Origin of the sequence: Parabacteroides sp. PH5-46, assembly GCF_029892785.1 — a bacterium.
In the GTDB taxonomy this organism is placed as follows: Bacteria; Bacteroidota; Bacteroidia; order Bacteroidales; family Tannerellaceae; genus DFXE01.
The window spans coordinates 302,070-323,983 of the sequence record NZ_JARXXA010000001.1 but is presented as its reverse complement, the minus strand read 5'-3'; the positions used below and the strand labels follow the sequence as shown (position 1 = coordinate 323,983).

The window sequence follows — 21,914 nt, the reverse complement described above, 5'->3', positions numbered from 1 at the left end:
TCAGCCTTTTTTGAAGTGTAACGTAAAGGTAGAGCCTTTCCCCGGCTGGCTGCTTACCGTTACATATCCATTATGTTTCTCCATGATGTCTTTGATGTAAAACAATCCAAGTCCATAGCCCTTCACATCATGCAAGTTACCCTGAGGGACACGAAAAAACTTGTCAAACACCCGCTTCTGGTTGGTCTCACTGATGCCTATGCCTTTGTCGGCTACCGAGAGAAGGGTATAGTAGTTGTTCTCCGAAGCACAGACCGTAATAGAGACAATCTCCGTTGCGGTATACTTTATGGCATTCTCTATCAGGTTACTTAATATGTTATACAGATGCGCCCGGTCTGCTGTGAGGGTCAGTCCATCGGGAATATCGACTGTAAACCGTACGTCCTTTTCGGTTTTCAAGGTATGTTGCTCCATCAGTGAAGGGAAAAGGTCGCCTACGCGTATGGACTCCGGATTCAGCCGGAATGTAGCCCGATTCTCAACGGAAAGGGTTAGAATTTGCTCAACCATGCCTGATAGACGCGACAACTGCTCCCGGATGATCGTCAGGTACCTCTCCTGCTTGGCAGAGGGTTTCTCACTATGGTTCAGCAGCACATCATTAGCTGCAAATGCCACTGCTATAGGTGTTTTAAGTTCGTGCGTTACGTTGTTTGTAAAGTCTGTCTTCAGTTCTTCTACGGTTTTCTGTTTAAAGATCGTACGTAGCAGGTAGGCAAAGGCTATGATGATAAAAAATAGTAATAAGCCCGATGAGAGAAGGATCCCACCCATTTGCCGAAGTACGATACGCTCCGGATAATCGATATACAAACGATAGACCTGATCTTCACGCCCAGCCACAGGATAATCAAAAAAGTATTCTTTCTCGTGGATGCCGAAAGTCTTCGTTGAATCAAACTGCATATACGCAAAAGGTATAGAAGAGTCCCTCAATTGATAGATCCTTAGCGCATGCGGCGTAAAGATTTCCCGGTTTTTCAGCTCTGTTGTTAGTATGCTGTCATACACGGAATAGCGGATGGGGAGTACATCATCTACCGTACTATGCATCTTTTTTTGCAGGCGCTCTTCCAGTTCGCTAATGATCTGAAGATAGCTGAGCAGATAATTCAGTGAGTCCAGCTGGGCGTTATCCGACACATTGAGCTTGTTTTCCTTATCTTCGTGGTTAAGGTCTAACTCAATCCATCCCGGCAGGCTGTCGTTTCTTGCTTTCTTCAGCTGCTCTACGCGCAAAAAGAGCTCTTGGTAGTCGGCCATCCGCATAGCGTCGCGTATATTGGCCTCTGTCTTCTCCCATAAGGAGTTATAGAGCCCTTTCAGCCAGTATGCCTGCCAGCCTACAACAGTTGCGACAGCCAAAACGATCAGAAAGGCGATGAGTTTTACCCGCAGCTTTGTCTCCATATTTATTCTTACTTCTTTCTCACAAATGTAGAATATCCCCGTCAGAAATACAGCATCCGATAAGACTAAATAACACTTCGTAAGCAAGCGATAACACTAACTATAGAGAAAAAATGTTTCATTTGCATAAAAAAACCATGAATAAATACACTATATCCTTTCTCTTCCTTCTTTGTAGCCTGGTTTCTTCCGCAGATGGTATCAAAGGCAGGGTAGTAGACTCCCACAAGGCTGCTATAGACGGTGTAGCCGTTGTATTGCAAACATCCGACTCTGTATACGTAGATGCCATCGTTACCGATAGTCTTGGTTCTTTTGTTTTCCAGGCTGCCAGGGGTAATTACATCCTTGTTTTCCAGCATTTATTGTATGAGGCGAAGCGGCTGGAAGTGTCCGATGGAGATGTGGGAGAGATCGTACTTCAAGAGAAAGATATCGAACTGGGGGAGGTAGTCGTCAGGGGCGAACGGCCTCAGGTAAAGGTGAGCGGAGGTTCGCTTATCTACGATACACCCCAACTCATACAGAATAAGCCTGTCAGCAATGCTTTCGAGGCGATTAAAGAGCTACCGGGCATTAGCGGAGACGATGAGAAGCTTGAACTGTTGGGGGCAGGTTCCCTTAATATCGTGATAAATGGGCAACTGACGGGTATGACGCTCAGCCAACTCATCGGACTGCTCAAAAGTATTCCTGCCTCCCGCGTGCTCAGTACCGAGGTGATGTACAGTGCACCAGCTCGTTACAACGTAAAAGGGGCACTTATCAATGTGGTTATTAATCAGGAAGTAAGCCAAGGCGAGAGTTTGCAAGGCGAAGCCGGTATCGAATACCGCCAGCGGCATCAGGCTTGGGGATTGGCGCGTGGAAATGTAGTCTATACAACACCCCGCCTCAGTCTGGATCTCCTGGCAGAGGGTCAGAAGGGCAGGGCTTACGGCGGAGAGGATATGTTTGCCCGCCACACGCTCGGTAACAGCCTGGTAGAGGTTGAACAGCTCAACCGGAGTCATGGTAAACCGAATATAGGCTCTCTACGGCTGGGTGTGGACTATACTTTTGCCAATAAAGACAAGCTCTCGGCTTCGTATTACCTACAGGCAGGAAAGAGCAGCACTACACGCACCTCGGAAACCACCTTTAACTGGTTGGCCGACAATCTAATCATACCGGCATTCAGCACTACTACTGTAGACGGTAACAATACCCTGCAGAATGCTCAGTTACAATATAAGGGGCATCAGGGACTTACCGCCGGAGTAGACTTTACACATTACCGAGCCCCAGACCATCAACACTTTGTGAATAACAGCGTAGATAGCCTTACCGTAGACCTGCACAATAATACCCGCCAGGAAATTTCCCGCTGGATGCTCTTTGCAGACCATAATCATTCGTTTAGCGGAGGCTGGAGACTCAATTACGGCTTCAATCTCTCGCATACCTCCTCCGATACCTGGGTAGAATACCTCTACAATGATCGTAATGGCAGCAATCCATCCGGCAAGGATAGCCGCTCCGACAACGAGCAAACTGAGTATGGCGGCAACGTCTTCGCTGAGGTGTCGAAAACCTTCGGACGCTTCTCGGCCACCGTTTCGCTGAAGGCGGAGTATTTCCGTTCCGATTATACCTCCAATGGACAGAAGACAGTCCTATGGGACGATGTGGCGCTCTTTCCCAACGCGTCGCTGAGCTACAACTTCTCGGCAAGGCATATTTTACAGTTTAATTTCTCAAGCGATAAAACGTATCCTTCCTATTGGAGTATCAATCCTCAGACAAGCTATCTGAATGCCTACTCTGTAATCAAGGGTAACCCCTCGCTCAAACCCAGCCGCTCCTATGACGGGCAGTTGCTCTACATCTTCCGGCAGAAGTATATATTGATGCTCTTTGCTAATTATGAGCCTGATAAGTTCACCCAACTACCTTACCAGAGTCCCACGGAGCTTCAGAATGTTTTCCTTTTCGAGAATCTCAATTACCAACTAATGAGCGGGGTAGGGATCATTGTACCCCTTCGCCTCTGGAAGCGCCTCGACAGTCGCATTACCCTCCAGGAGATCCGCATGCAGGAAAAGAACGACCATTTTTACGATATCCCCTTCGACAACAACTGCTGGTTTACAAACATACGTATAAACAATACCTTGAGCATCTCCGACAGCCGCCCCAACCTAAAACTCACCCTGAGCGGCTTCTACCGGACTTCCGCTATCCAGGGAATATACAAACTGGGCAGTGCTTACGATGTCTCCGCCGGTATGAAATGGCTCTTTGCCAATAACAAAGGCTCCCTCAGTATGACCTTCAACAACATCTTCAGCAGCAACATGCCCTCTTACATCAGAGTAAACACCGGCCATCAGTACAGCAACATGAAAAACATAGACAGCTCCCGCTACTTCTCCATAGCCTTCTCCTGGAAATTCGGCGGCTACAAAGAACAAAAACACGACAAACCCGATGCCACCCGCTTTGGTAAATAAATTTTCGCCGGAAAATTTATATTTTGGACTTTTTCCCTATATTTGGGAAAGTTATTTACAATGGAAAACTATAAATCGAAATGATCATGAAAGAGAAAAAGAAAAAGGGAGCGAAGAAAAATTTCGTATTAGACACCAATGTTATATTACACGACTACAAATGCCTGGAAAATTTCCAGGAGAACGATATATTTCTTCCCATCGTAGTGCTGGAAGAGCTCGATAAATTTAAGAGAGGAAGCGAACAGATCAATTACAACGCCCGCGAATTTGTACGCGAGCTCGACCTGCTGACCAGCAACGACCTCTTCGTAAAAGGCGCTCCACTGGGGCAGGGCCTGGGAACTTTACGCGTAGTAACGGGTAGCGAGTATCCGCAAGAGATCGCCCTTTCGTTTCCCGAGAAGACGGCAGACCACCGGATCATTGCTTGTGCGTGGACAGTCTCTCGCCAGCATCCGGACATGACCACCATCTTTGTAACTAAAGACGTGAACCTCCGCATGAAGGCTCGCTCCTTAGGTATAGAAGTAGAAGACTATATTAACGATAAAGTAGTGGATGTAGACCTTTTCGAGCGCGAGCATCCCACCTATGAAGATATAGACCCTGATGTAATAGACCAGCTCTATGCTTCTACAGACGGTGTAGACCCTGAGCAGATAGACAATATCAAAACCATCATACAACCGAACGATTGCTTCATCCTGAAGAGCGTACGCGCCTCTGTTTTGGCACGTTACAACCCCTTCACGGGCAAAGTCCACCGGGTGGAGAAATCAAACAACTACGGGATACAGCCTCGGAATGCGGAACAAACTTTCGCCTTCGAAGTATTGAACGATCCGGAAATCAAACTGGTTGGCCTGACCGGTAAGGCTGGTACCGGCAAAACGCTGCTGGCTCTTGCTGCCGCTCTGAAGCAGGCCGGAGCCTATCAACAGATCCTGCTGGCCCGTCCAATCGTAGCGTTGGCGAACAAAGATATCGGCTTCCTTCCGGGAGACGAGAAACAAAAAGTGGCACCTTACATGCAGCCTTTGTTCGATAACCTGAACGTAATTAAGTCGCACCTGCCCCAGGGAGGTACCGATGCACGGAAGATAGACGACCTACAGAAGAATAACCAGCTCGTCATCGAAGCGCTGGCGTTCATCCGTGGCCGTAGCCTCTCCGAAACCTTCTGCATCATAGACGAGGCTCAAAACCTAACGCCTCACGAGGTAAAAACAATCATCACCCGTGCAGGCGAGGGTACTAAAATGGTTTTCACAGGAGACATCCAGCAAATAGACTCTCCCTACCTCGATGCCCAAAGCAATGGCCTCGCCTACATGATCGACAAAATGAAAGGCAACAACCTCTTCGCCCACGTAAATCTCCTAAAAGGCGAACGCTCCGCCCTGGCAGAGCTGGCATCCAATATATTGTAAAGCAAGTTTGTTTTACAAGGCGGAGAGCTTAGCAGTCAGCAAGACTGCATAGTTCTCCGCTTTGCTCGAACTCGATAGTGGCATGCGCTATGTCAGCGTTGATGCAGAGGGTGCGGACTTCGCTCTTGATGGTGGCTTGTTGGTCTACGGTGATGCCGTCGGCCAAGACGATGTGGAGGGTGAGGATGTTTTCCTCGCCGTCGAGTGTCCAGAGGTGTATATCATGCAGGGAGAGGACGCCGGGTATCTGTCTGATCTTGTCTTCCAGTCCCTCTAGGTCTATGTTTTGCGGTACTTGTTGTAAGAGGATATGGAAGGTATCCTTCAGGTTACGATATACATTGGTAAGTATCCAGATGCTGATGGCGATAGACAATAAGGGGTCCAGAATAGGTAAATTGACAAACATCATCACAATACTGACGATGAAGACTGCTATCCAGCCCAGTACATCCTCCATCATATGTAGGGAGACGGCTCGTTCGTTAATGCTCGATCCCTTTTTCAGCCGGAGCACTGCCGCGCCGTTCACAATGATCCCCAAGATAGAGAGGAGAAACATTCCCTGCGCGTTGGGTGCCTGTGGTTCCAGGATACGTTTGACACACTCTTCTATTACGAAGACCGAGCCCACAAGCAGTATAATGGAGATAAAAAGCGCTCCCAACAACGAGAAACGCTTGTAGCCATACGAGTAGTACTTGTCTCGCCCTTTCTCGGAGAACTTCTGCAAATACCAGGCGATCCCCAGCGATACGGAGTCTCCGAAATCGTGCAAAGCATCCGACAGTATGGCGACGCTGTTTGTAATAAGCCCGCCGGCCAGCTCAATGATGGCGAAGAAGAGGTTCAGAAAGAAAGCCAGGCGGATATTACCGCTACCCGTTGTTCCGTGCGAATGACTATGATTATGCTTGAGACTATCTTGGGACATATCATTCCTTAATCTTATTATAATCAGCCATAAAGGTCGCTAATCCACTATCGGTTAAAGGATGCTTTAGAAGGCCTTTAATGGCTGTCAACGGACAGGTGGCAACGTCGGCTCCAACTTCCACACATTGCATAATATGCTGGGTAGTACGGATAGAAGCGGCGAGCACTTTCGTAGTATAATTATAATAGCGATACATCTGTACAATTTTCTTCACCAGCTCGATGCCGTCGCTTGCAATGTCATCCAGTCTTCCTACGAAGGGGGAGACGTAGGTCGCGCCTGCTTTGGCAGCCAGCAAGGCTTGTCCGGGCGAAAATACCAGGGTACAGTTGGTGCGGATGCCGCTGTCGGTAAAGAAGCGGATGGCTTTGATGCCGTCTTCGGTACAGGGAACCTTCACTACGATGTTGGGATGTAGCGCGGCCAGCTCTTTGCCTTCGGTTACCATACCGTCAAAGTCCAGCGCTGTTACTTCGGCGCTCACGTCGCCATCTACCAGTTCGCAGATCTGTGTATAATGCTTCCGCTGATTGGCTACACCTTTAATGCCTTCTTTGGCCATTAATGAAGGGTTTGTAGTTACCCCGTCGAGCACGCCCAGGTTATTTGCTTCCTTGATTTGCTCTAAATTTGCCGTGTCGATAAAAAATTTCATATGTTCGCGTTTTAAAGTTCTTCATTTAAATCTCTATTGCAAATGTATAACAATTCATTAGAATAAAAAGTTTCACTATTTTATTTAGTGTGAAACTCAAAATTTCACTCGGGATGATACTTAAGTATCACTCAGGTGACCTTTAAGTATTATTACAGTGATCCTTTAAGATCACCTAGGTGAAACTTTTAGTTTCACAAATAAAAAATAAGTGAAACTTTCAACAAAAAGTAAAAAGACAGAGAACCTATATCTCTATGCCTTTTTTGACAAACTTTTTGACGCGTTTATTTGTTATATATATAACCACAAAGATTAGGCTACTATGAAATCAATTCTTAAAAATGCCAGATTGCTCTATAGTATAAGACATGCAGAGCACTATGACACGCATGAAGCTATCTGCGAGGCAGTAGAATCTCTCAATACGGAAATACCTCGCCTTGAATCTTTTTTGAATATTTACAAAAGTTCGTTTGAACAGGAATCCAACTATTTCGGTATTAGCTTAAGGAAGGAGTTTACTCCTAATCTAAAAGAAGTCGACGCAGCCCGCGACGACACCTACATGTATTTGAAAAGAACAGTTGAATACAAGCAGTACAGCCGCGACGAGAATGAAAAAGCGGCTGCCGACAAGCTAAAAATCATCCTCGACAATTACAAGCATACCAAGACAGCCTACACCAAGAATTCTGTCCAGATAACAAAACTCTTGGAGGACTTGAGGAAAGATGAAAACTCTGGAGCTGTCAGCTTGCTCAATTTGACGACTGTTGTAGATAAATTAGATACTCAGAATGAGCGGTTTAAGGAAATTTCCCAGCAGCGTTCGCAGAACATGTTCCTACTAAACGAAGAATCGATGGACAGAGCTCGTCGGAATACAGACCGGGCTTTCATGGATCTGGCAGATTGTATCAACGCGATATACATCACTAACGAATTAACGGAGAAGGACGAAACGATAAAAGAGACCCTGGGAAAGGTGATAGACTTCATCAACGCATACATAGACCAGGCCGGGCGGAATTACTCGCGCCGCGTGAAACGCTGCAAGCCGGATACTTCCGATCCTTCGAAAAAGCCGCACCTGACGTTTACAAACCTCGTTGTATTTAGTTCGGAAGTCCCAAACTCGGAAGGTATCGGTAACAAATTTTCGCTGGAAGCTGAAGACCCGGAGGCCTTCCGCAAAGCCTTATACCCTGATGGGGCTGTGGGTGGTATGATAGTGTATGACACGAATCCGGATTATCCTTTTCCGGTAGAGGATTATCTGGTAAGTGAGACGGATTCCTCGATAGCTATCGGGCTGATCATGGATCCGTATGATACCGAATCATGGTTTTTCGCACCTGATGACAATACAAAGATCATAAGCGGCAAATTGGTAAAAGAAGGCAAAATATTGGCCATAATCGATGCCATGCCGGAGACTAATTTCATGAAATTAGAAGTAAGTAAAACTACCGGAACGTAAAGGCTCCGGTAGTCTGGGAAGCTATTCGATGGTAGTCTTCATCAGGAATCTTTCGTTCAAAGGATAATAGAGGGTGTTGTTGTCGAGCCATCCGAAAACGGCCCCTCCCGGATACACACTCTCAGAGAGCTCGAATCCGGTAAGTAACCGAGGCTGGGGATTGGAAAGTTCGTAAAGCCATAATTGCGGATCTCCTGTCCAGATATTGGTACAAACCAAATGCCGACCGTCCGGCGAGATACCGAAGGTAGAGCTCTCTTTGGGGAGTTGTATCAACAGCTCGGGCTGACTGCCCGGGTTGTTGATATCCAATTTGCAGAAGTATTTTTCATACCCCGTAAATGTATTCATAAAGTAAAGCATCCCCTGGGCATCGAAGCCCGGAAGGGAGGGACTCCACAGCTTGTCGCCGATAGGGTTAAACAAATCGGAGACCTCTCCCGAAGCCAGATCCACCATACGTAAGTATTGCACGGAGTTATCTATTGATTCATAGATGATCTTATCTCCCGAGGGAGTGAATACGGGCGCAGCATCGACGGTTTCCCCCTCAGTAAGGCAAGTGATTTCATGCGTATCAAGATCGTAAACCGAGATGGAAGGGTTTCCATCCGGCAAATGATGATAAGAAACAAAAGCAATCTTCCTGCCGTCGGGCGACCAGGCCGGAAAATCAACATTGATGATTGCCTCTCCAATGAGATTTCCCTCAATATCGGCAATATACAGGTTAGACCAATACAGACCACACTCCGTTCCCTTATCGATAAAGACCAGCATATCTTGCTGGGGTGAAATTCTCACTCCACGGAAGGGTTTGATAGAGTCTTCGGCATCCTTGAAAAATAATTCTCTTTCCGAACGAGCGCCGGGATAGATCATAACCGTTGGAGAAGTCATTGGGTTGCATCCTTTTTTATATCCTACCATAAAAAAGCTGTGAGAGGCATTATTCTGAAGGTTCTCTACCTTGTAGGCATAGGTGCGTAATGGCCATTCGGAAGGGGTAATATCCAGCCAAGCTTCTTCTTCTATACGAGCAATGAGGCTCGGTGTGCCACAGTCTCCCGTAGCCATGTAGACCTCGCAATACTCCGGCGTTTCGGTTCCCAGGATAGTGGTGCGGGTATACGAAGCTGGCGCTTTCTCTGCGTGGATATAGTTGATATAGTGCCAAGTGAGGGTTACTTCACCATCGCCTCCGAGTACCTTCAGATCAATGGGATAGAGGTAGGTCTGATCGGGATTGCCTCCTCCAGGTCCAGGTTCGGGGCATTCTATAATTGGGAGCTCTTTATCGTCTCCACAAGCCGTAAGCAGTGTCACAGCAAATAGTATGAAGAAGATATAATATGTACATTTCATAAGGATTAGGATAAAATTTATGTTATATGCATGTGCTATCAGAGCTGGCAGATTCCTATCAGACGGTCGTATCTTGTGCCGATGGGGCGGAAGTAAACATAGATTGCGTACTCGTTCTCTGTCTGGTATGAGTTTCCTTCTATATCAATAGATTGTCCCATGTTTGTTCCATGCTCTAAATATAGATATTGGAAGTTATAACTGCCTTGTTTGAGCAGGAGGGCTTTCTCATAGCAGTTGCGTTCGTAGTTGTATTCCATCTTGCTGTCTTCATTGAGTATGTTGTATGTCAGGTCGCCGTTCAGGTAGACATCACCATCCAGGAAGGGCTCTGCCGCAAGGGTAAAATGGACGATATAATAGTCCGCCTCGGTATAGGGATCGTTGCAACTGCTGCAGCGGATAAAATAGCGTCCGTTCTGATCCTGGTCGTAGAAATAGGACTGTCCGCTACGAGGCCGGTCTACGAGGAGCTCTACATTATAATATGGATTGAAGTATTCGATACTGTTCACTCCCATACCGTTGTACTTATTGCTCAGGAATTCCATCCTGCGGTATTCTTTTCCTCCCTCGAAAATGAGGGCACGGTTGTTATTGTAGACAAGCTGCTTGCTGAGTATGCCAGTAGGCTTCAGATTGGTGACGGCATTGTCGAAGCGGCGGTTTTGATAGACGAAAATCTTGAGGTCGGTCTGCGGATAGGTGATATCGACATTCCCATGCTGAATGGTGAAATCCAACTGCTGATGCTCGCGATTTGAGTCTATCAGGGTCTTTCCCGAGACGGTGGCGCTGACAGTCACCAATGGCTCTACAACAGAGAAGCAGGCGGTAAAGAGTGTTCGGGATGGGTCGTCTTCCCTGTAGAAGCGGACGGCATAGTTTCCGGAGACTTTGAACTGCACATCGTCGTTGGGAAGCGTCAGGATGTAGTTCGTGTACTGCGTGCTGGTGCTCATAGAGGTAGCAAAATCGTCGACCGTTAGTCCCTGGAATCCTGTAAGATACTCCAGTGGAGAGAGGGAAGAGGGTGTCCAGTCGGCATCGCAATGCACGATGGCCCAGCCAAAGCGGTTGTAATTATGCTCAAGCGCATCAAAACTAATTTCTATTTGCTGGTCACTGTCCAGTTCTATAATAGGGGTAGATATCAGTTCTCCTGCTTGCTTCACCTGAAGAGTTTTAATCTGGTTGGTGAACACGCGGGTCTGGTATTTTTCTTGTGCCGCGCCTGCGACAACAAGCCCCAAACTCAGAAAAAAAATAAGATAATATCGTTTCATATCTGTCAATATCTCTATTCGGGTATAAAATTATGGAATTATTTCTTTATTTGTGTCTTTTATTGTTATAAAGGACGAAAATAATGTTTACTTTTGCGCTGAAATTTTAATAACATTTATAAGTTGTCATGGCAAGTGTGATAAAGATTAAAAAGGGTTTAGACATTAATCTGAAAGGCAAGGCTTCTGACGTATTGTTAACTGGCAAGGCTAGCGATAGTTACGCTATCGTGCCGGACAGTTTTAACGGTATCGTGCCGAAGGTCACCGCCAAGGTAGGAGATAAGGTCAAAGCCGGTTCTGTTCTGATGACAGATAAGAACCATCCGGAAATTAAATTTGTATCGCCCGTCAGCGGCGAGGTAAGTGCCGTCAACCGTGGGGAGAAGCGCAAGGTGCTCAGCATCGTTGTAAAACCCGACGCGGAAGTTGAATACGTAGCATTCGGCGCCAAAAATCCATCTTCACTAAAACCGGAAGAAATTAAAGAAGCCATCCTGGAAGCGGGAATGTGGCCCTTCATCAAGCAACGTCCGTACGACATTGTGGCATCTACCACAGAAAGTCCGAGGGACATTTTTGTTTCTACGTATTATTCGGCACCCTTGGCTCCCTCCTTTGAGTACATTCTGAAGGGTCAGGAAGCAGATTTCCAGACCGGACTGAATGCGCTTGCAAAACTTACCTCCGGAAAGGTATATGTAGGTGTGAAGAGCGGCTCGGCTATTAAAACCGAAGGTGCAGAAAGGGTAGAGGTAGAAGGTCCCCATCCGGCAGGAAACGTAGGTGTACTGATCAATCACACCAAGCCTGTAAACAAGGGTGAAACGGTGTGGACCATAAATCCCGACGATGTAATCCTGATTGGCCGCTTATTTAATAAAGGTGTAGCCGATTTTACCCGCTTGGTAGCACTCTGCGGATCGGAAACCAGCGAACGGGGCTATATCAAAACTATTGCCGGATGTACTATCCGCAGTCTGACAGAAGGAAAAGTATTAGAAGGAAAAGCGCATATCCGTATCATTAGCGGAAACGTGCTGACCGGACACAAGGTAACCAAAGACGACTACCTGCATGCTTATGACAACCAGGTTACTGTTATCCCCGAAGGCGACGACGTGGATGAGTTTGCCGGTTGGGCCATGCCGGGCTTTAACAAGTACAGCACGAGCCGTACCTACTTCAGCTGGCTGCTTGGCAAGAACAAAGAGTATGTAATTGACGCACGTATCAGAGGCGGCAAACGCGCCATGATCATGTCTAACGAATACGACAAGGTATTCCCGATGGATATCTATCCCGAATACCTGCTCAAAGCCATTATCGCTTTCGATATCGACAAGATGGAAAATCTCGGAATCTATGAAGTAGCTCCGGAGGACTTCGCCTTGTGTGAGTTTGTCGATACATCGAAGATCGAAATACAGAAGATCGTGCGGAACGGCTTAAATCTTTTGTATAAAGAAATGAATTAATAACATTTAAACTCAGAATACATTGAAAGCGTTAAGGAATTATCTCAACAAGATTAAGCCAAACTTCGAGAAGGGGGGGAAGCTGTCGATGTTCCATTCTGTTTTTGACGGATTCGAAACATTTTTATTTGTTCCGAACAGAACCTCAAAATCAGGTGTCCACATACACGACAGTATTGATTCAAAGCGTACGATGTCTGTTGTTATCGTAGCGTTGCTTCCTGCTTTATTATTTGGTATGTATAATACCGGTTACCAACACAATCTGGCAACCGGAACCGATCCGGGCTTCTGGATGACATTCCTGTTTGGTTTTCTGGCTGTCCTGCCGAAAATCATTGTTTCTTATGTAGTGGGCTTGGGTATCGAATTTATTATTGCCCAGCTGAAGAATGAGGAAATACAGGAAGGATTCCTGGTTTCCGGTATGCTTATCCCGATGATTGTCCCCATCGATACACCGCTCTGGATGATAGCAGTGGCAACAGCCTTTGCCGTAATCTTCGCCAAGGAAGTGTTCGGCGGGACAGGTTATAATGTATTTAACGTAGCCTTGGTTACACGTGCATTCCTATTCTTTGCGTATCCGGCAGCTATGTCGGGCGACCAAGTGTTTGTCCGCACGGACAGTACCTTTGGCATTGGCGCAGGAAATATCGTAGACGGCTTCTCGGGAGCTACTCCGCTGGGACAAGTCGGTATCGCCGGAAAAGAACTGATCGGTTCGTTCCAAACGGTAGACGTATTAGGCAATCCGCTTAGTACCTGGGATATGTTCCTTGGTTTGATACCGGGCTCTATCGGTGAAACTTCCGTACTGGCTATCCTGCTGGGAGCGGCTGTTTTGATCTTTACAGGTATCGGAAGCTGGAAAACCATGCTGTCTTGCTTTGTGGGAGGAGCTGCTATGGCTGCCATCTTCAACGCAATAGGTACTACTGTTGCCATGACCGTATCTCCGATAGACCATTTGCTCTTGGGAGGCTTTGCTTTTGGTGCCGTATTTATGGCTACCGACCCGGTAACGTCTGCCCGTACAGAGACAGGTAAATATATCTATGGCTTCCTTATCGGTGCCATGGCGATCATTATCCGTGTGCTGAACCCGGGATATCCCGAAGGTATGATGCTTGCTATCCTGTTGATGAATGTGTTTGCTCCGCTGATCGACTACTACGTAGTTGAAAGCAATATCAAACAACGTTTAAAGAGAGCCCTAAAGTAACTTTTAAACAAGCGTAAGATTATGAATAGAGATAGTAACGTATATACGATCGTTTATGCTTCAGTAATGGTGGTTCTGGTGGCTGTAATACTTGCCTTTACATCCCAGTCACTACGTGAATACCAGAAGAAAAACGAAGATAATGACAAAAGACAACAAATATTGCGGTCTATCAACGTAGGCGTTAAAGCTAACGAGGCCGAAGAGAAATACAACAGTCTGATTACAGAAGCATTCCTCATTAACGATAATGGCAAGAAGGTAGAAGGCGACGCATTTGCTGCTGATGTGGTAAAAGCATTTGCTCAACACACATATCCTGTTTTCGTAGCCAAAGTAGATGGTAAAACCAAATATATCATGGCTATGCAGGGTGCAGGTCTTTGGGGCCCTCTTTGGGGATACATTTCCCTGAATGATGACAAGAATACTGTTTTCGGAGCCGACTTCAGCCATGCAGGTGAGACTCCGGGCTTGGGTGCCGAAATCACAAACAAAGCTTTCAGCGGACAATTTGCCGGAAAGAAAGTATTCCAGAACAGTGAGTTTAAGTCTATTGCGGTTGTTAAACCAGGCAAAAGCGCCGCCGGACAGGATTATGTAGACGGTATTTCGGGTGGAACAATCACCAGCCAGGGAGTTGACAAGATGCTCTATACCAGCCTGAGCGGTTATGTTAAGTTTTTAACCTCACAAAATCAGTAAAGAAGATGGGATTGTTATCAAATAAAAATAAAGAAATTCTGGTAAGCCCGTTGAGCAAAAACAACCCTGTTATCGTGCAGATGCTGGGTATCTGCTCGGCTCTGGCTGTAACATCCAAGCTGGAACCATCTATTGTGATGGCTCTGTCGGTAACGGCTGTAGTTGCATTTGCCAATGTAATTATCTCGCTGTTGCGTAATACGATACCGAACCGTATCCGTATCATCGTACAGTTGGTAGTAGTTGCCGCTCTCGTAACCATCGTAAGCGAAGTATTGAAAGCTTTTGCTTATGACGTGAACAAGCAACTCTCCGTATTTGTGGGACTTATCATTACCAACTGTATCCTGATGGGACGTCTGGAAGCCTTTGCTCTGGGTAACGGGCCCTGGGAGTCTTTCTTAGACGGTGTAGGTAACGGACTGGGATATGGAATTATCCTTGTTATTGTAGGATTCTTCCGTGAATTGCTGGGTTCCGGCACTTTGCTGGGTATTCAGGTGATTCCGCAAGTCTTCTATGATTTTGGCTATGTGAACAATGGTTTGATGATTCTTCCTCCGATGGCGCTGATTGTTGTGGCTGTCATTATATGGGTTCATCGTTCAAGGAACAAAGACCTGCAGGAAAATTAATGTCTAACATCTAAAGATTTATTCAGAATGGGAGAAATATTAAGCACCTTCGTGCGATCTATATTTGTTGAGAACATGATTTTCGCATATTACCTGGGAATGTGTTCCTTCCTGGCTGTTTCCAAAAACGTGAAGACAGCTTTGGGACTGGGTATGGCGGTGACATTCATCCTTACCTGCACATTGCCTATCAACTATATGCTTGAAAATTACGTATTGAAAGAAGGAGCCTTGAGCTGGCTGGGAGCAGACTTTGCCGGCGTAGACCTGAGCTTCCTTTCTTTATTGATATTCATTGCTATTATTGCATCTTTCACGCAATTGGTAGAAATGGTTGTTGAAAAATTTGCTCCGGCCTTGTATGCGTCACTGGGTATCTTTTTGCCGCTTATAGCTGTAAACTGCGCCATCCTGGGAGGTTCTTTGTTTATGCAACAGAAAGCATTTTCAAACGTGGGAGTAGCTACTGTCTATGGCTTTGGTTCCGGTATCGGCTGGTTGCTGGCAATTGTCGGTATGGCTGCTATACGTGAAAAGCTGGCTTACTCTGATATACCAAAGCCCTTGAAAGGTCTTGGTATGGCCTTCATTATTACGGGTTTGATGGGTATCGGGTTCATGTGCTTCTCCGGCCTTAATATTTAATTTTTAACAGCGAAATACAAGAATTATGATAATATTAATGTCAGGCGGACTTACCATTATGGCAGGAGCTATCATCTTTTTGATAATCACCCTGATCCTGGTAGGAGCCTTACTGATTGCAAAAGCAAAACTGATACCATCCGGCAACGTAAAAGTGGTGGTAAATGATGAGAAAGAGTTCGAGGTTCCGATGGGTGGGACAGTAATCAGCGCTCTGCAAGGCCAGGGGATTTTCCTGTCTTCAGCCTGTGGGGGTAGCGGTAGCTGCGGACAGTGTCGCTGTCAGGTTCCCGAAGGTGGCGGAAATATCCTGCCTACCGAAGTTGGGTTCTTCAGCCGCAAACAGATCAAAGACAACTGGCGCTTAGGCTGTCAGACAAAGATCAAAGAAGACATCAAAATACAGGTGCCCGAAGAAGTATTCGGAGTAAAAGAGTGGGAGTGTACTGTTGTATCCAACCATAACGTAGCTTCATTCATCAAAGAATTTACCGTGAGACTTCCCGAAGGCGAAGTGATGAACTTCAAACCGGGTAGCTATGCCCAGATCAAGATTCCTACATATGATTTGAAATTCACAGACTTCGATGTAGAAGCTCCTTTCAAACCGGAATGGGATAAATTCAAGATGTGGGATCTGGCTTGCAAGAATGAAGAAGAAACCGTACGTGCATACTCCATGGCTAACTATCCTGCCGAAGGAAATATCATTACCCTGAACGTACGTATCGCAACACCTCCGTTCGACCGGGCTACAAACGGCTGGAAGGCAGGTATTAAACCGGGTATAGGTTCTTCCTATATCTTCAACTTGAAACCGGGTGATAAAGTAATGATGTCAGGTCCTTACGGAGACTTCCACATCTTAGATACGAAGCGCGAAATGCTTTACATCGGAGGTGGTGCCGGTATGGCTCCATTGCGTTCTCACTTATTGCATATATTCAATACGCTGAAGATTACCGACCGTAAGATATCTTACTGGTACGGAGCTCGTTCGAAAGCTGAAATATTCTACGAAGAAGACTTCCGCGCAATCGAGAAAGAATTCCCGAATTTCAAGTTCAATATCGCCTTGTCTGAACCTCGTCCGGAAGATAACTGGACTGGTTATGTAGGATTTATCCATCAGGTAATCCATGATCATTATCTGGTAGAGCATGATGCTCCTGAAGATATTGAATACTACATGTGCGGTCCCGGACCAATGGCCAATGCTGTTAAGGTAATGCTCGACAGCCTGGGTGTACCTCCTGAAATGTTGATGTTCGACGATTTCGGAGCATAAGATGTAAGAATACGATCTTATAATAAAGAAGAAAAGCAGGGATTTCTGATAATTCCTGCTTTTTTCATTCTTTTTATACAATATAATGCAGCATTATGCGTTTAAATTACATCTTTGTTAATATAGCCATCAAAATTTTTATTTATGAAGCCTCTTATACTATCTTTTTTTCTGATAATTCTCGGCTATTCTTTTTTCTTTAATAAGAAAGAAGAAACAAAGCAACCTGTAATTACACCTACTATGGAGAAGAATTCTGTTTACTATGAAAACTCGGAAACGCAAAGTCAGGACTCCGTATATCATATTAAATATTCAAATTATGCACAACTCAACCCTTGATCAATTTGGCAAAACAATATCTTTACTTCTAGTATCATTTTTAGTTTTAACATCCTGTTCACATAAGGAACTTCCCGTCAGTGACTTGATTCGCCTGAATCAAATCGGGTTTTATCCGTCCGAAGAAAAAACAGCAATTGTGGCATCCGATAAGGGGGCTTATAAAAAGTTTGAGATCAGGGATCTTCAGACTAGTAAGATCGTATACAGAGGTTTGCTATCTGTCTCTCGCTCTTCGTCCTTCTCTCCTAAGAAAACAACTGTTCTTTCTTTTTCTGCTTTAGACACTCCGGGAGAATATCAGATAGAGATACTGGGTATTGGTAAGTCGCAACCTTTTGTTGTCAAAGAGCATTTGCTGCAAGACGTTACCCTGGCTAGTCTGAAAGGTTTCTACTACCAACGGATGTCTACCCCGATTGAAGAAACCTATGCCGGCAAGTGGCATCGACCCTTCGCCCATCCGGACGATCAAGTTATGATACACCCTTCGGCGGTTTCTCCTAAAAGGCCTGCCGGAACGATTATATCTTCTTCCAAAGGCTGGTATGATGCGGGAGACTACAACAAGTATATTGTCAACTCCGGTTTTACGGTAGGTGTACTGCTTTCATTACTTGAAGATTATCCTGAGTATGTGTTACAAATGAATACCAATATTCCGGAGAGTGGAAATACTACTCCCGATTTGTTGGACGAAGTAGCCTGGAACATCGACTGGATGCTCACCATGCAAGACCCTGCCGACGGAGGCGTTTACCACAAGCTAACGACTCCTAACTTTGAGGGCTTTATCAAACCGGAAGATTGCCAGCAACAACGATACGTCATCACCAAGTCTGTTACTGCCTCTTTGGATTTTGCCGCTTCTATGGCACAGGCCGCCCGTATCTTCACGACAGTAGAAGAAGACTATCCCGGCTATTCGGACAAAATGCTTGCTGCTTCGCGTCGGGCTTTCGAGTGGGCATCAAAGAATCCACTGGCACTTTACCGTCAGGAAGAACTGAACAAAAAATATGAACCGGCTATACAGACAGGCGCTTATGGCGATCGCTCGGCTGAAGATGAATTCTTCTGGGCAGCCAGCGAACTATACGTCACCACCGGAGAAGATAAATACCTGGAAATAGCCGAGCAAATTGCCCCCGAGCAATTTACTCCTCCTGTTTGGAGCCGAGTGGCCGGCATGGGGTGCCTTACGTTTATCCGCTACGGAGGCTCATTCGACGAAAGGGGAAAGGAACTGGCTAACAGGATGAAATCCCTATTATTGGACTACACGGAAAGTGCTGTCCGCAATTTGGAGATGTCACCCTATGCTGCTCCGTACGGACGAGAAGCGAAAGACTTTTTCTGGGGATGTAATTCCGATGCCGCTTCAAACCAGGGAATTGCTTTTCTATATGCTTGGTTGCTGACCGGTGACAAGAAGTACCAGACAGCCGCCCTCTCCAACATGGATTATATTCTGGGAAGAAATGCCACTGGCTACTGCTACATAACCGGTTTCGGATATAAGAGCCCGATGCATCCGCACCACCGCCTGTCGGCCAGTGACGATATCGTAGAACCCATTCCCGGACTCCTGATTGGAGGGCCTAATCCTGGCAAGCAAGACAAGTGCGAATATCCTTCCGATATCCCTGACGAATGCTATGTAGACGACCAGGCTTCATATGCTTCCAATGAGATGGCTATTAACTGGCAAGGTCTATTTACTTATTTCTCAGCTGCTTTAGACGCTTCTTTGGAAAAGTGATTATTCGCCCAATTCATCGTAAGCGGGCAGGGATTCCAGGAAAGTATAGGTCTGAGTGTCATAATCAATCCGGCAGCAAAAATGTTGCATACCGTTACTTACGATCAGGTAGCGCACCCTTAATGAGGCGTTATAACGTGCTATTTGGTCAAATACAGCCCTTTTTACCGGTACGGAGGGGGCTTTATACTCTATGATCATAATCGGGGCTAAGAAGCGATTATATACGATTGTATCACAACGTTTAGTCGTACCATTCAGTTTGATCGTAATTTCATTGGCCAGCAGTTCCTTCGGGTATTTCTTTTCGGCAACCAGGTAGTTGATAAAGTGCTGCCTTACCCATTCCTCGGGAGTAAGGGCAACATATTTGCGTCGCAAAGAATCGAAAATAAATGGCTTTCCATCCTTTTGTGTCACTTTCGCGTCGAATCCTGGCAAATTTAAAGAGAGCATTTAGTATCTTTGCATTTATACAAGAAACAAAGTTAGTTTTTATATGAAGACAAAACAAGAGATCGTAGAAAATTGGTTACCCCGCTATACCAACAGACCCCTGGAAGAATTCACCGACTATATCTTACTTACCAACTTCACCAAGTATGTAGAGCTGTTTGCCGAGCATTTCAATGTAGAGATCCAAGGCCTGAAAAGCTCCATGCCTAATGCCTCTTACGGTAAGATTATGATTATAAACTTCGGGATGGGAAGCGCCAATGCGGCTACTATTATGGACTTATTATCAGCCATTAAGCCCAAAGCTGTTTTGTTTTTAGGCAAATGCGGAGGATTGAAGAAGGCCAATAAAGAAGGGGATTTTGTATTACCCATTGCTGCGATCCGGGGCGAAGGAACATCCAACGAATACCTGCCGCCCGAGGTACCGTCGCTGCCGGCCTTTTCCATGCTGCGTGCTATTTCTTCGGCTATCCGTGATAACGGGCACGACTACTGGACCGGCACGGTATACACCACCAACCGCCGCGTGTGGGAGTACGACGACACCTTTAAAGAATACCTCAAAAAAACCCATGCCACCGGTATAGACATGGAAACAGCTACTTTGCTGACTGCCGGATTTGCCAACGAAATACCTACCGGAGCCCTCCTGATGATATCGGACAAGCCTATGCTGGAGGAAGGGGTGAAAACCGAAGAAAGCGACCGCAAGGTTACCCAGCTATATGCCAAAGGACATGTAACAATGGGGATTCAGGCATTGCAACAAATTATCGACGGAAAGAAAACAATTCGCCATATCCGTTTCAGTTGGTAAACAATAGTTTATGGCTAAAAAAGAATATACCTTCGACGAAATCGCCCAGGATATCCGGGCACGAAAGTTTCAACCCATCTACTGTTTTATGGGTGAAGAACCTTACTTTATCGACAAGCTGACTGAACTGTTGATTGAAACTGTACTGAACGAATCCGAACGTGATTTTAACCAAACCATCCTCTACGGAGCCGATACCGATGCCGTACAAGTACTCAATGCCGCGCGCCGCTTCCCCATGATGTCGGAATACCAGCTGGTGGTGGTTCGCGAGGCGCAACTGATACGTAATATAGAATTACTAAGCAACTATGCAGCCAATCCGTTAAAGTCTACCGTTCTGGTAATCAACTATAAATACAAGGCATTAGACCGACGTAAGTCCCTGGCGAACGCGATTGACAAAAACGGTATCTTGTTTACCTCCAATAAGATCAAGGACTACAAAATGCCCGCTTTCATCGTTACGTTTTTACAACAACGATCCACAACTATCGACCCGAAAGCTGCACAAATGTTATCTGATTTCTTAGGAAATGATCTGAGCCGGCTAAGCAAAGAACTTGATAAACTGGCTATTTTAATGCCTGAAAATACTCCTAAACGGATCACGCCCGAGCTGGTAGAGCAAAACATTGGTATAAGCAAAGAATACAATAACTTCGAATTGCTCAACGCCATTACCTCAAAAGATATTCTAAAGGCAAACAGGATTGCTCAGTACTTTGAAAAGAACCCCAAGAACAATCCGCTGACGATGACCCTTCCTGTATTATTTAATTATTTCTCCAACCTGTTAATCTGCCACTACGCCAAAGACCGGTCGGAAAGGGGCATCATGAGTGCTCTAGACCTGTACAATGCCTATCAGACCAAAGACTATATAGCCGGCCTTAAAAACTATTCGGCCATGAAAACCTTCAACCTGATTAGCGACATCCGCAATACAGATGCACAAGCCAAAGGAGTAGATAACAATTCTACACCAGACGGAGAACTCCTTAAAGAGCTACTGTATAGAATATTACACTAAAAATTTCATTTATTTTTATTCGTTGAGAAAAAGTTCTCATGCGGGTGAGAAAAAATTCTCATCGGCATGAAACTTTTTTCTCAACGGCATGAGAATTTATTCTCATCCAGATGAAACTTTTAGTTTTTTGCAAAAAAAGAGTGAAATTATGAGGGAAGAAAAAATACCAATAAGATAGTTTTAAACATATAATGCAATATAATAGATAGGGAATAAATAATTATACGTTCGATTTATCATTTTTATTTTCAAAATCATTACTTATCGAAAAAAACAAAGTGCCAAATTCAGCCGTTTTTTGCAAGCAGGCTCTCCAATGACCCGGAAAATCGCTCAAATTTGAAGGTTAGGGTGTAATATTAAATTAGGCAAAGCTGTAAGGAAAAAAATCCGGAGGCGATAAGTTATGCCTGTTCGGCTTTTTGTTTACAATAGGATATATCCGCCAATTTGACAGAAAT

18 protein-coding genes are annotated in these 21,914 nt (G+C 45.5%); 12 read left to right on the top strand and 6 right to left on the bottom strand.

Annotation, left to right across the window (positions count from 1 at the left end; all coding sequences use genetic code 11):
• The gene (locus M2470_RS01375) at positions 1-1,413 is read right to left on the bottom strand and encodes a HAMP domain-containing sensor histidine kinase (protein WP_280743100.1); all 1,413 of its coding nucleotides are present in this window, start codon (positions 1,411-1,413) and stop codon (positions 1-3) included.
• A gap of 137 nt (positions 1,414-1,550) precedes the next feature.
• Here M2470_RS01375 and M2470_RS01370 point away from each other — a divergent pair, with 137 nt between their 5' ends.
• Both M2470_RS01370 and M2470_RS01365 read left to right on the top strand, forming a co-directional pair.
• A complete protein-coding gene (locus M2470_RS01370; RefSeq protein WP_280743101.1) occupies positions 1,551-3,905 on the top strand; it encodes an outer membrane beta-barrel family protein in 2,355 nt (784 codons plus the stop codon).
• An 86-nt stretch (positions 3,906-3,991) separates the two neighbouring features.
• The gene (locus M2470_RS01365) at positions 3,992-5,338 is read left to right on the top strand and encodes a PhoH family protein (protein ID WP_280743102.1); all 1,347 of its coding nucleotides are present in this window, start codon (positions 3,992-3,994) and stop codon (positions 5,336-5,338) included.
• A 28-nt stretch (positions 5,339-5,366) separates the two neighbouring features.
• Here the strand turns inward: M2470_RS01365 and M2470_RS01360 are convergent, their stop codons facing one another.
• Positions 5,367-6,272, bottom strand: coding sequence for a cation diffusion facilitator family transporter (locus M2470_RS01360; RefSeq protein WP_280743103.1), 906 nt, complete (start codon positions 6,270-6,272; stop codon positions 5,367-5,369).
• Between the two features lies 1 nt (position 6,273).
• Positions 6,274-6,930 carry a fructose-6-phosphate aldolase gene (fsa, locus tag M2470_RS01355; RefSeq protein WP_280743104.1) on the bottom strand — a complete coding sequence of 219 codons (657 nt, stop codon included), beginning with the start codon at positions 6,928-6,930 and terminating at the stop codon, positions 6,274-6,276.
• Positions 6,931-7,255: 325 nt separating this feature from the next.
• On the opposite strand from fsa, the gene M2470_RS01350 reads away from it, so the two are divergent.
• Positions 7,256-8,413: a DUF6261 family protein gene (locus M2470_RS01350; RefSeq protein ID WP_280743105.1), complete on the top strand. Its 1,158-nt coding sequence runs from the start codon at positions 7,256-7,258 to the stop codon at positions 8,411-8,413.
• Between the two features lie 21 nt (positions 8,414-8,434).
• Here the strand turns inward: M2470_RS01350 and M2470_RS01345 are convergent, their stop codons facing one another.
• Entirely contained in the window at positions 8,435-9,778 is a 1,344-nt protein-coding gene (locus tag M2470_RS01345) for a hypothetical protein (RefSeq protein WP_280743106.1), read from the bottom strand.
• 38 nt (positions 9,779-9,816) lie between these two features.
• A complete protein-coding gene (locus tag M2470_RS01340) occupies positions 9,817-11,064 on the bottom strand; it encodes a DUF5103 domain-containing protein (protein WP_280743107.1) in 1,248 nt (415 codons plus the stop codon).
• 128 nt (positions 11,065-11,192) lie between these two features.
• On the opposite strand from M2470_RS01340, the gene M2470_RS01335 reads away from it, so the two are divergent.
• The 7 genes from M2470_RS01335 (at position 11,193) to M2470_RS01305 (ending at position 19,144) form a co-directional block, all read left to right on the top strand.
• Complete coding sequence (locus tag M2470_RS01335; RefSeq protein WP_280743108.1) at positions 11,193-12,542, top strand: Na(+)-translocating NADH-quinone reductase subunit A; 1,350 nt, start codon at positions 11,193-11,195, stop codon at positions 12,540-12,542.
• Positions 12,543-12,564: 22 nt separating this feature from the next.
• Positions 12,565-13,767: an NADH:ubiquinone reductase (Na(+)-transporting) subunit B gene (locus M2470_RS01330; protein ID WP_280743109.1), complete on the top strand. Its 1,203-nt coding sequence runs from the start codon at positions 12,565-12,567 to the stop codon at positions 13,765-13,767.
• 21 nt (positions 13,768-13,788) lie between these two features.
• Positions 13,789-14,472, top strand: a complete 684-nt coding sequence (gene nqrC, locus M2470_RS01325) for an NADH:ubiquinone reductase (Na(+)-transporting) subunit C (RefSeq protein ID WP_280743110.1) — start codon at positions 13,789-13,791, stop codon at positions 14,470-14,472.
• 5 nt (positions 14,473-14,477) lie between these two features.
• Positions 14,478-15,107, top strand: coding sequence for an NADH:ubiquinone reductase (Na(+)-transporting) subunit D (gene nqrD / locus M2470_RS01320; RefSeq protein ID WP_280743111.1), 630 nt, complete (start codon positions 14,478-14,480; stop codon positions 15,105-15,107).
• Positions 15,108-15,134: 27 nt separating this feature from the next.
• A complete protein-coding gene (nqrE, locus tag M2470_RS01315; RefSeq protein WP_280743112.1) occupies positions 15,135-15,752 on the top strand; it encodes an NADH:ubiquinone reductase (Na(+)-transporting) subunit E in 618 nt (205 codons plus the stop codon).
• A 25-nt stretch (positions 15,753-15,777) separates the two neighbouring features.
• On the top strand, positions 15,778-17,040 hold the full coding sequence (gene nqrF, locus M2470_RS01310) for an NADH:ubiquinone reductase (Na(+)-transporting) subunit F (protein WP_280743113.1): 1,263 nt from the start codon (positions 15,778-15,780) through the stop codon (positions 17,038-17,040).
• 358 nt (positions 17,041-17,398) lie between these two features.
• Complete coding sequence (locus tag M2470_RS01305; RefSeq protein WP_280743354.1) at positions 17,399-19,144, top strand: glycoside hydrolase family 9 protein; 1,746 nt, start codon at positions 17,399-17,401, stop codon at positions 19,142-19,144.
• Here the strand turns inward: M2470_RS01305 and M2470_RS01300 are convergent, their stop codons facing one another.
• Positions 19,145-19,600 (bottom strand): type I restriction enzyme HsdR N-terminal domain-containing protein, encoded by a 456-nt coding sequence (locus M2470_RS01300; protein ID WP_280743114.1) that lies wholly within the window; start codon positions 19,598-19,600, stop codon positions 19,145-19,147.
• 43 nt (positions 19,601-19,643) lie between these two features.
• Here M2470_RS01300 and M2470_RS01295 point away from each other — a divergent pair, with 43 nt between their 5' ends.
• A complete protein-coding gene (locus tag M2470_RS01295) occupies positions 19,644-20,420 on the top strand; it encodes an AMP nucleosidase (protein ID WP_280743115.1) in 777 nt (258 codons plus the stop codon).
• A 10-nt stretch (positions 20,421-20,430) separates the two neighbouring features.
• Positions 20,431-21,453: a DNA polymerase III subunit delta gene (gene holA / locus M2470_RS01290; RefSeq protein WP_280743116.1), complete on the top strand. Its 1,023-nt coding sequence runs from the start codon at positions 20,431-20,433 to the stop codon at positions 21,451-21,453.
• Positions 21,454-21,914 lie beyond the last annotated feature (461 nt).

Coding starts and splice junctions, on each gene's coding strand:
- M2470_RS01375 (WP_280743100.1), bottom strand. CDS start 1,413: ATGGAGACAAAGCTGCGGGTAAAACTCATCGCCTTTCTGATCGTTTTG.
- M2470_RS01370 (WP_280743101.1), top strand. CDS start 1,551: ATGAATAAATACACTATATCCTTTCTCTTCCTTCTTTGTAGCCTGGTT.
- M2470_RS01365 (WP_280743102.1), top strand. CDS start 3,992: ATGAAAGAGAAAAAGAAAAAGGGAGCGAAGAAAAATTTCGTATTAGAC.
- M2470_RS01360 (WP_280743103.1), bottom strand. CDS start 6,272: ATGTCCCAAGATAGTCTCAAGCATAATCATAGTCATTCGCACGGAACA.
- fsa (WP_280743104.1), bottom strand. CDS start 6,930: ATGAAATTTTTTATCGACACGGCAAATTTAGAGCAAATCAAGGAAGCA.
- M2470_RS01350 (WP_280743105.1), top strand. CDS start 7,256: ATGAAATCAATTCTTAAAAATGCCAGATTGCTCTATAGTATAAGACAT.
- M2470_RS01345 (WP_280743106.1), bottom strand. CDS start 9,778: ATGAAATGTACATATTATATCTTCTTCATACTATTTGCTGTGACACTG.
- M2470_RS01340 (WP_280743107.1), bottom strand. CDS start 11,064: ATGAAACGATATTATCTTATTTTTTTTCTGAGTTTGGGGCTTGTTGTC.
- M2470_RS01335 (WP_280743108.1), top strand. CDS start 11,193: ATGGCAAGTGTGATAAAGATTAAAAAGGGTTTAGACATTAATCTGAAA.
- nqrC (WP_280743110.1), top strand. CDS start 13,789: ATGAATAGAGATAGTAACGTATATACGATCGTTTATGCTTCAGTAATG.
- nqrD (WP_280743111.1), top strand. CDS start 14,478: ATGGGATTGTTATCAAATAAAAATAAAGAAATTCTGGTAAGCCCGTTG.
- nqrE (WP_280743112.1), top strand. CDS start 15,135: ATGGGAGAAATATTAAGCACCTTCGTGCGATCTATATTTGTTGAGAAC.
- nqrF (WP_280743113.1), top strand. CDS start 15,778: ATGATAATATTAATGTCAGGCGGACTTACCATTATGGCAGGAGCTATC.
- M2470_RS01300 (WP_280743114.1), bottom strand. CDS start 19,600: ATGCTCTCTTTAAATTTGCCAGGATTCGACGCGAAAGTGACACAAAAG.
- M2470_RS01295 (WP_280743115.1), top strand. CDS start 19,644: ATGAAGACAAAACAAGAGATCGTAGAAAATTGGTTACCCCGCTATACC.
- holA (WP_280743116.1), top strand. CDS start 20,431: ATGGCTAAAAAAGAATATACCTTCGACGAAATCGCCCAGGATATCCGG.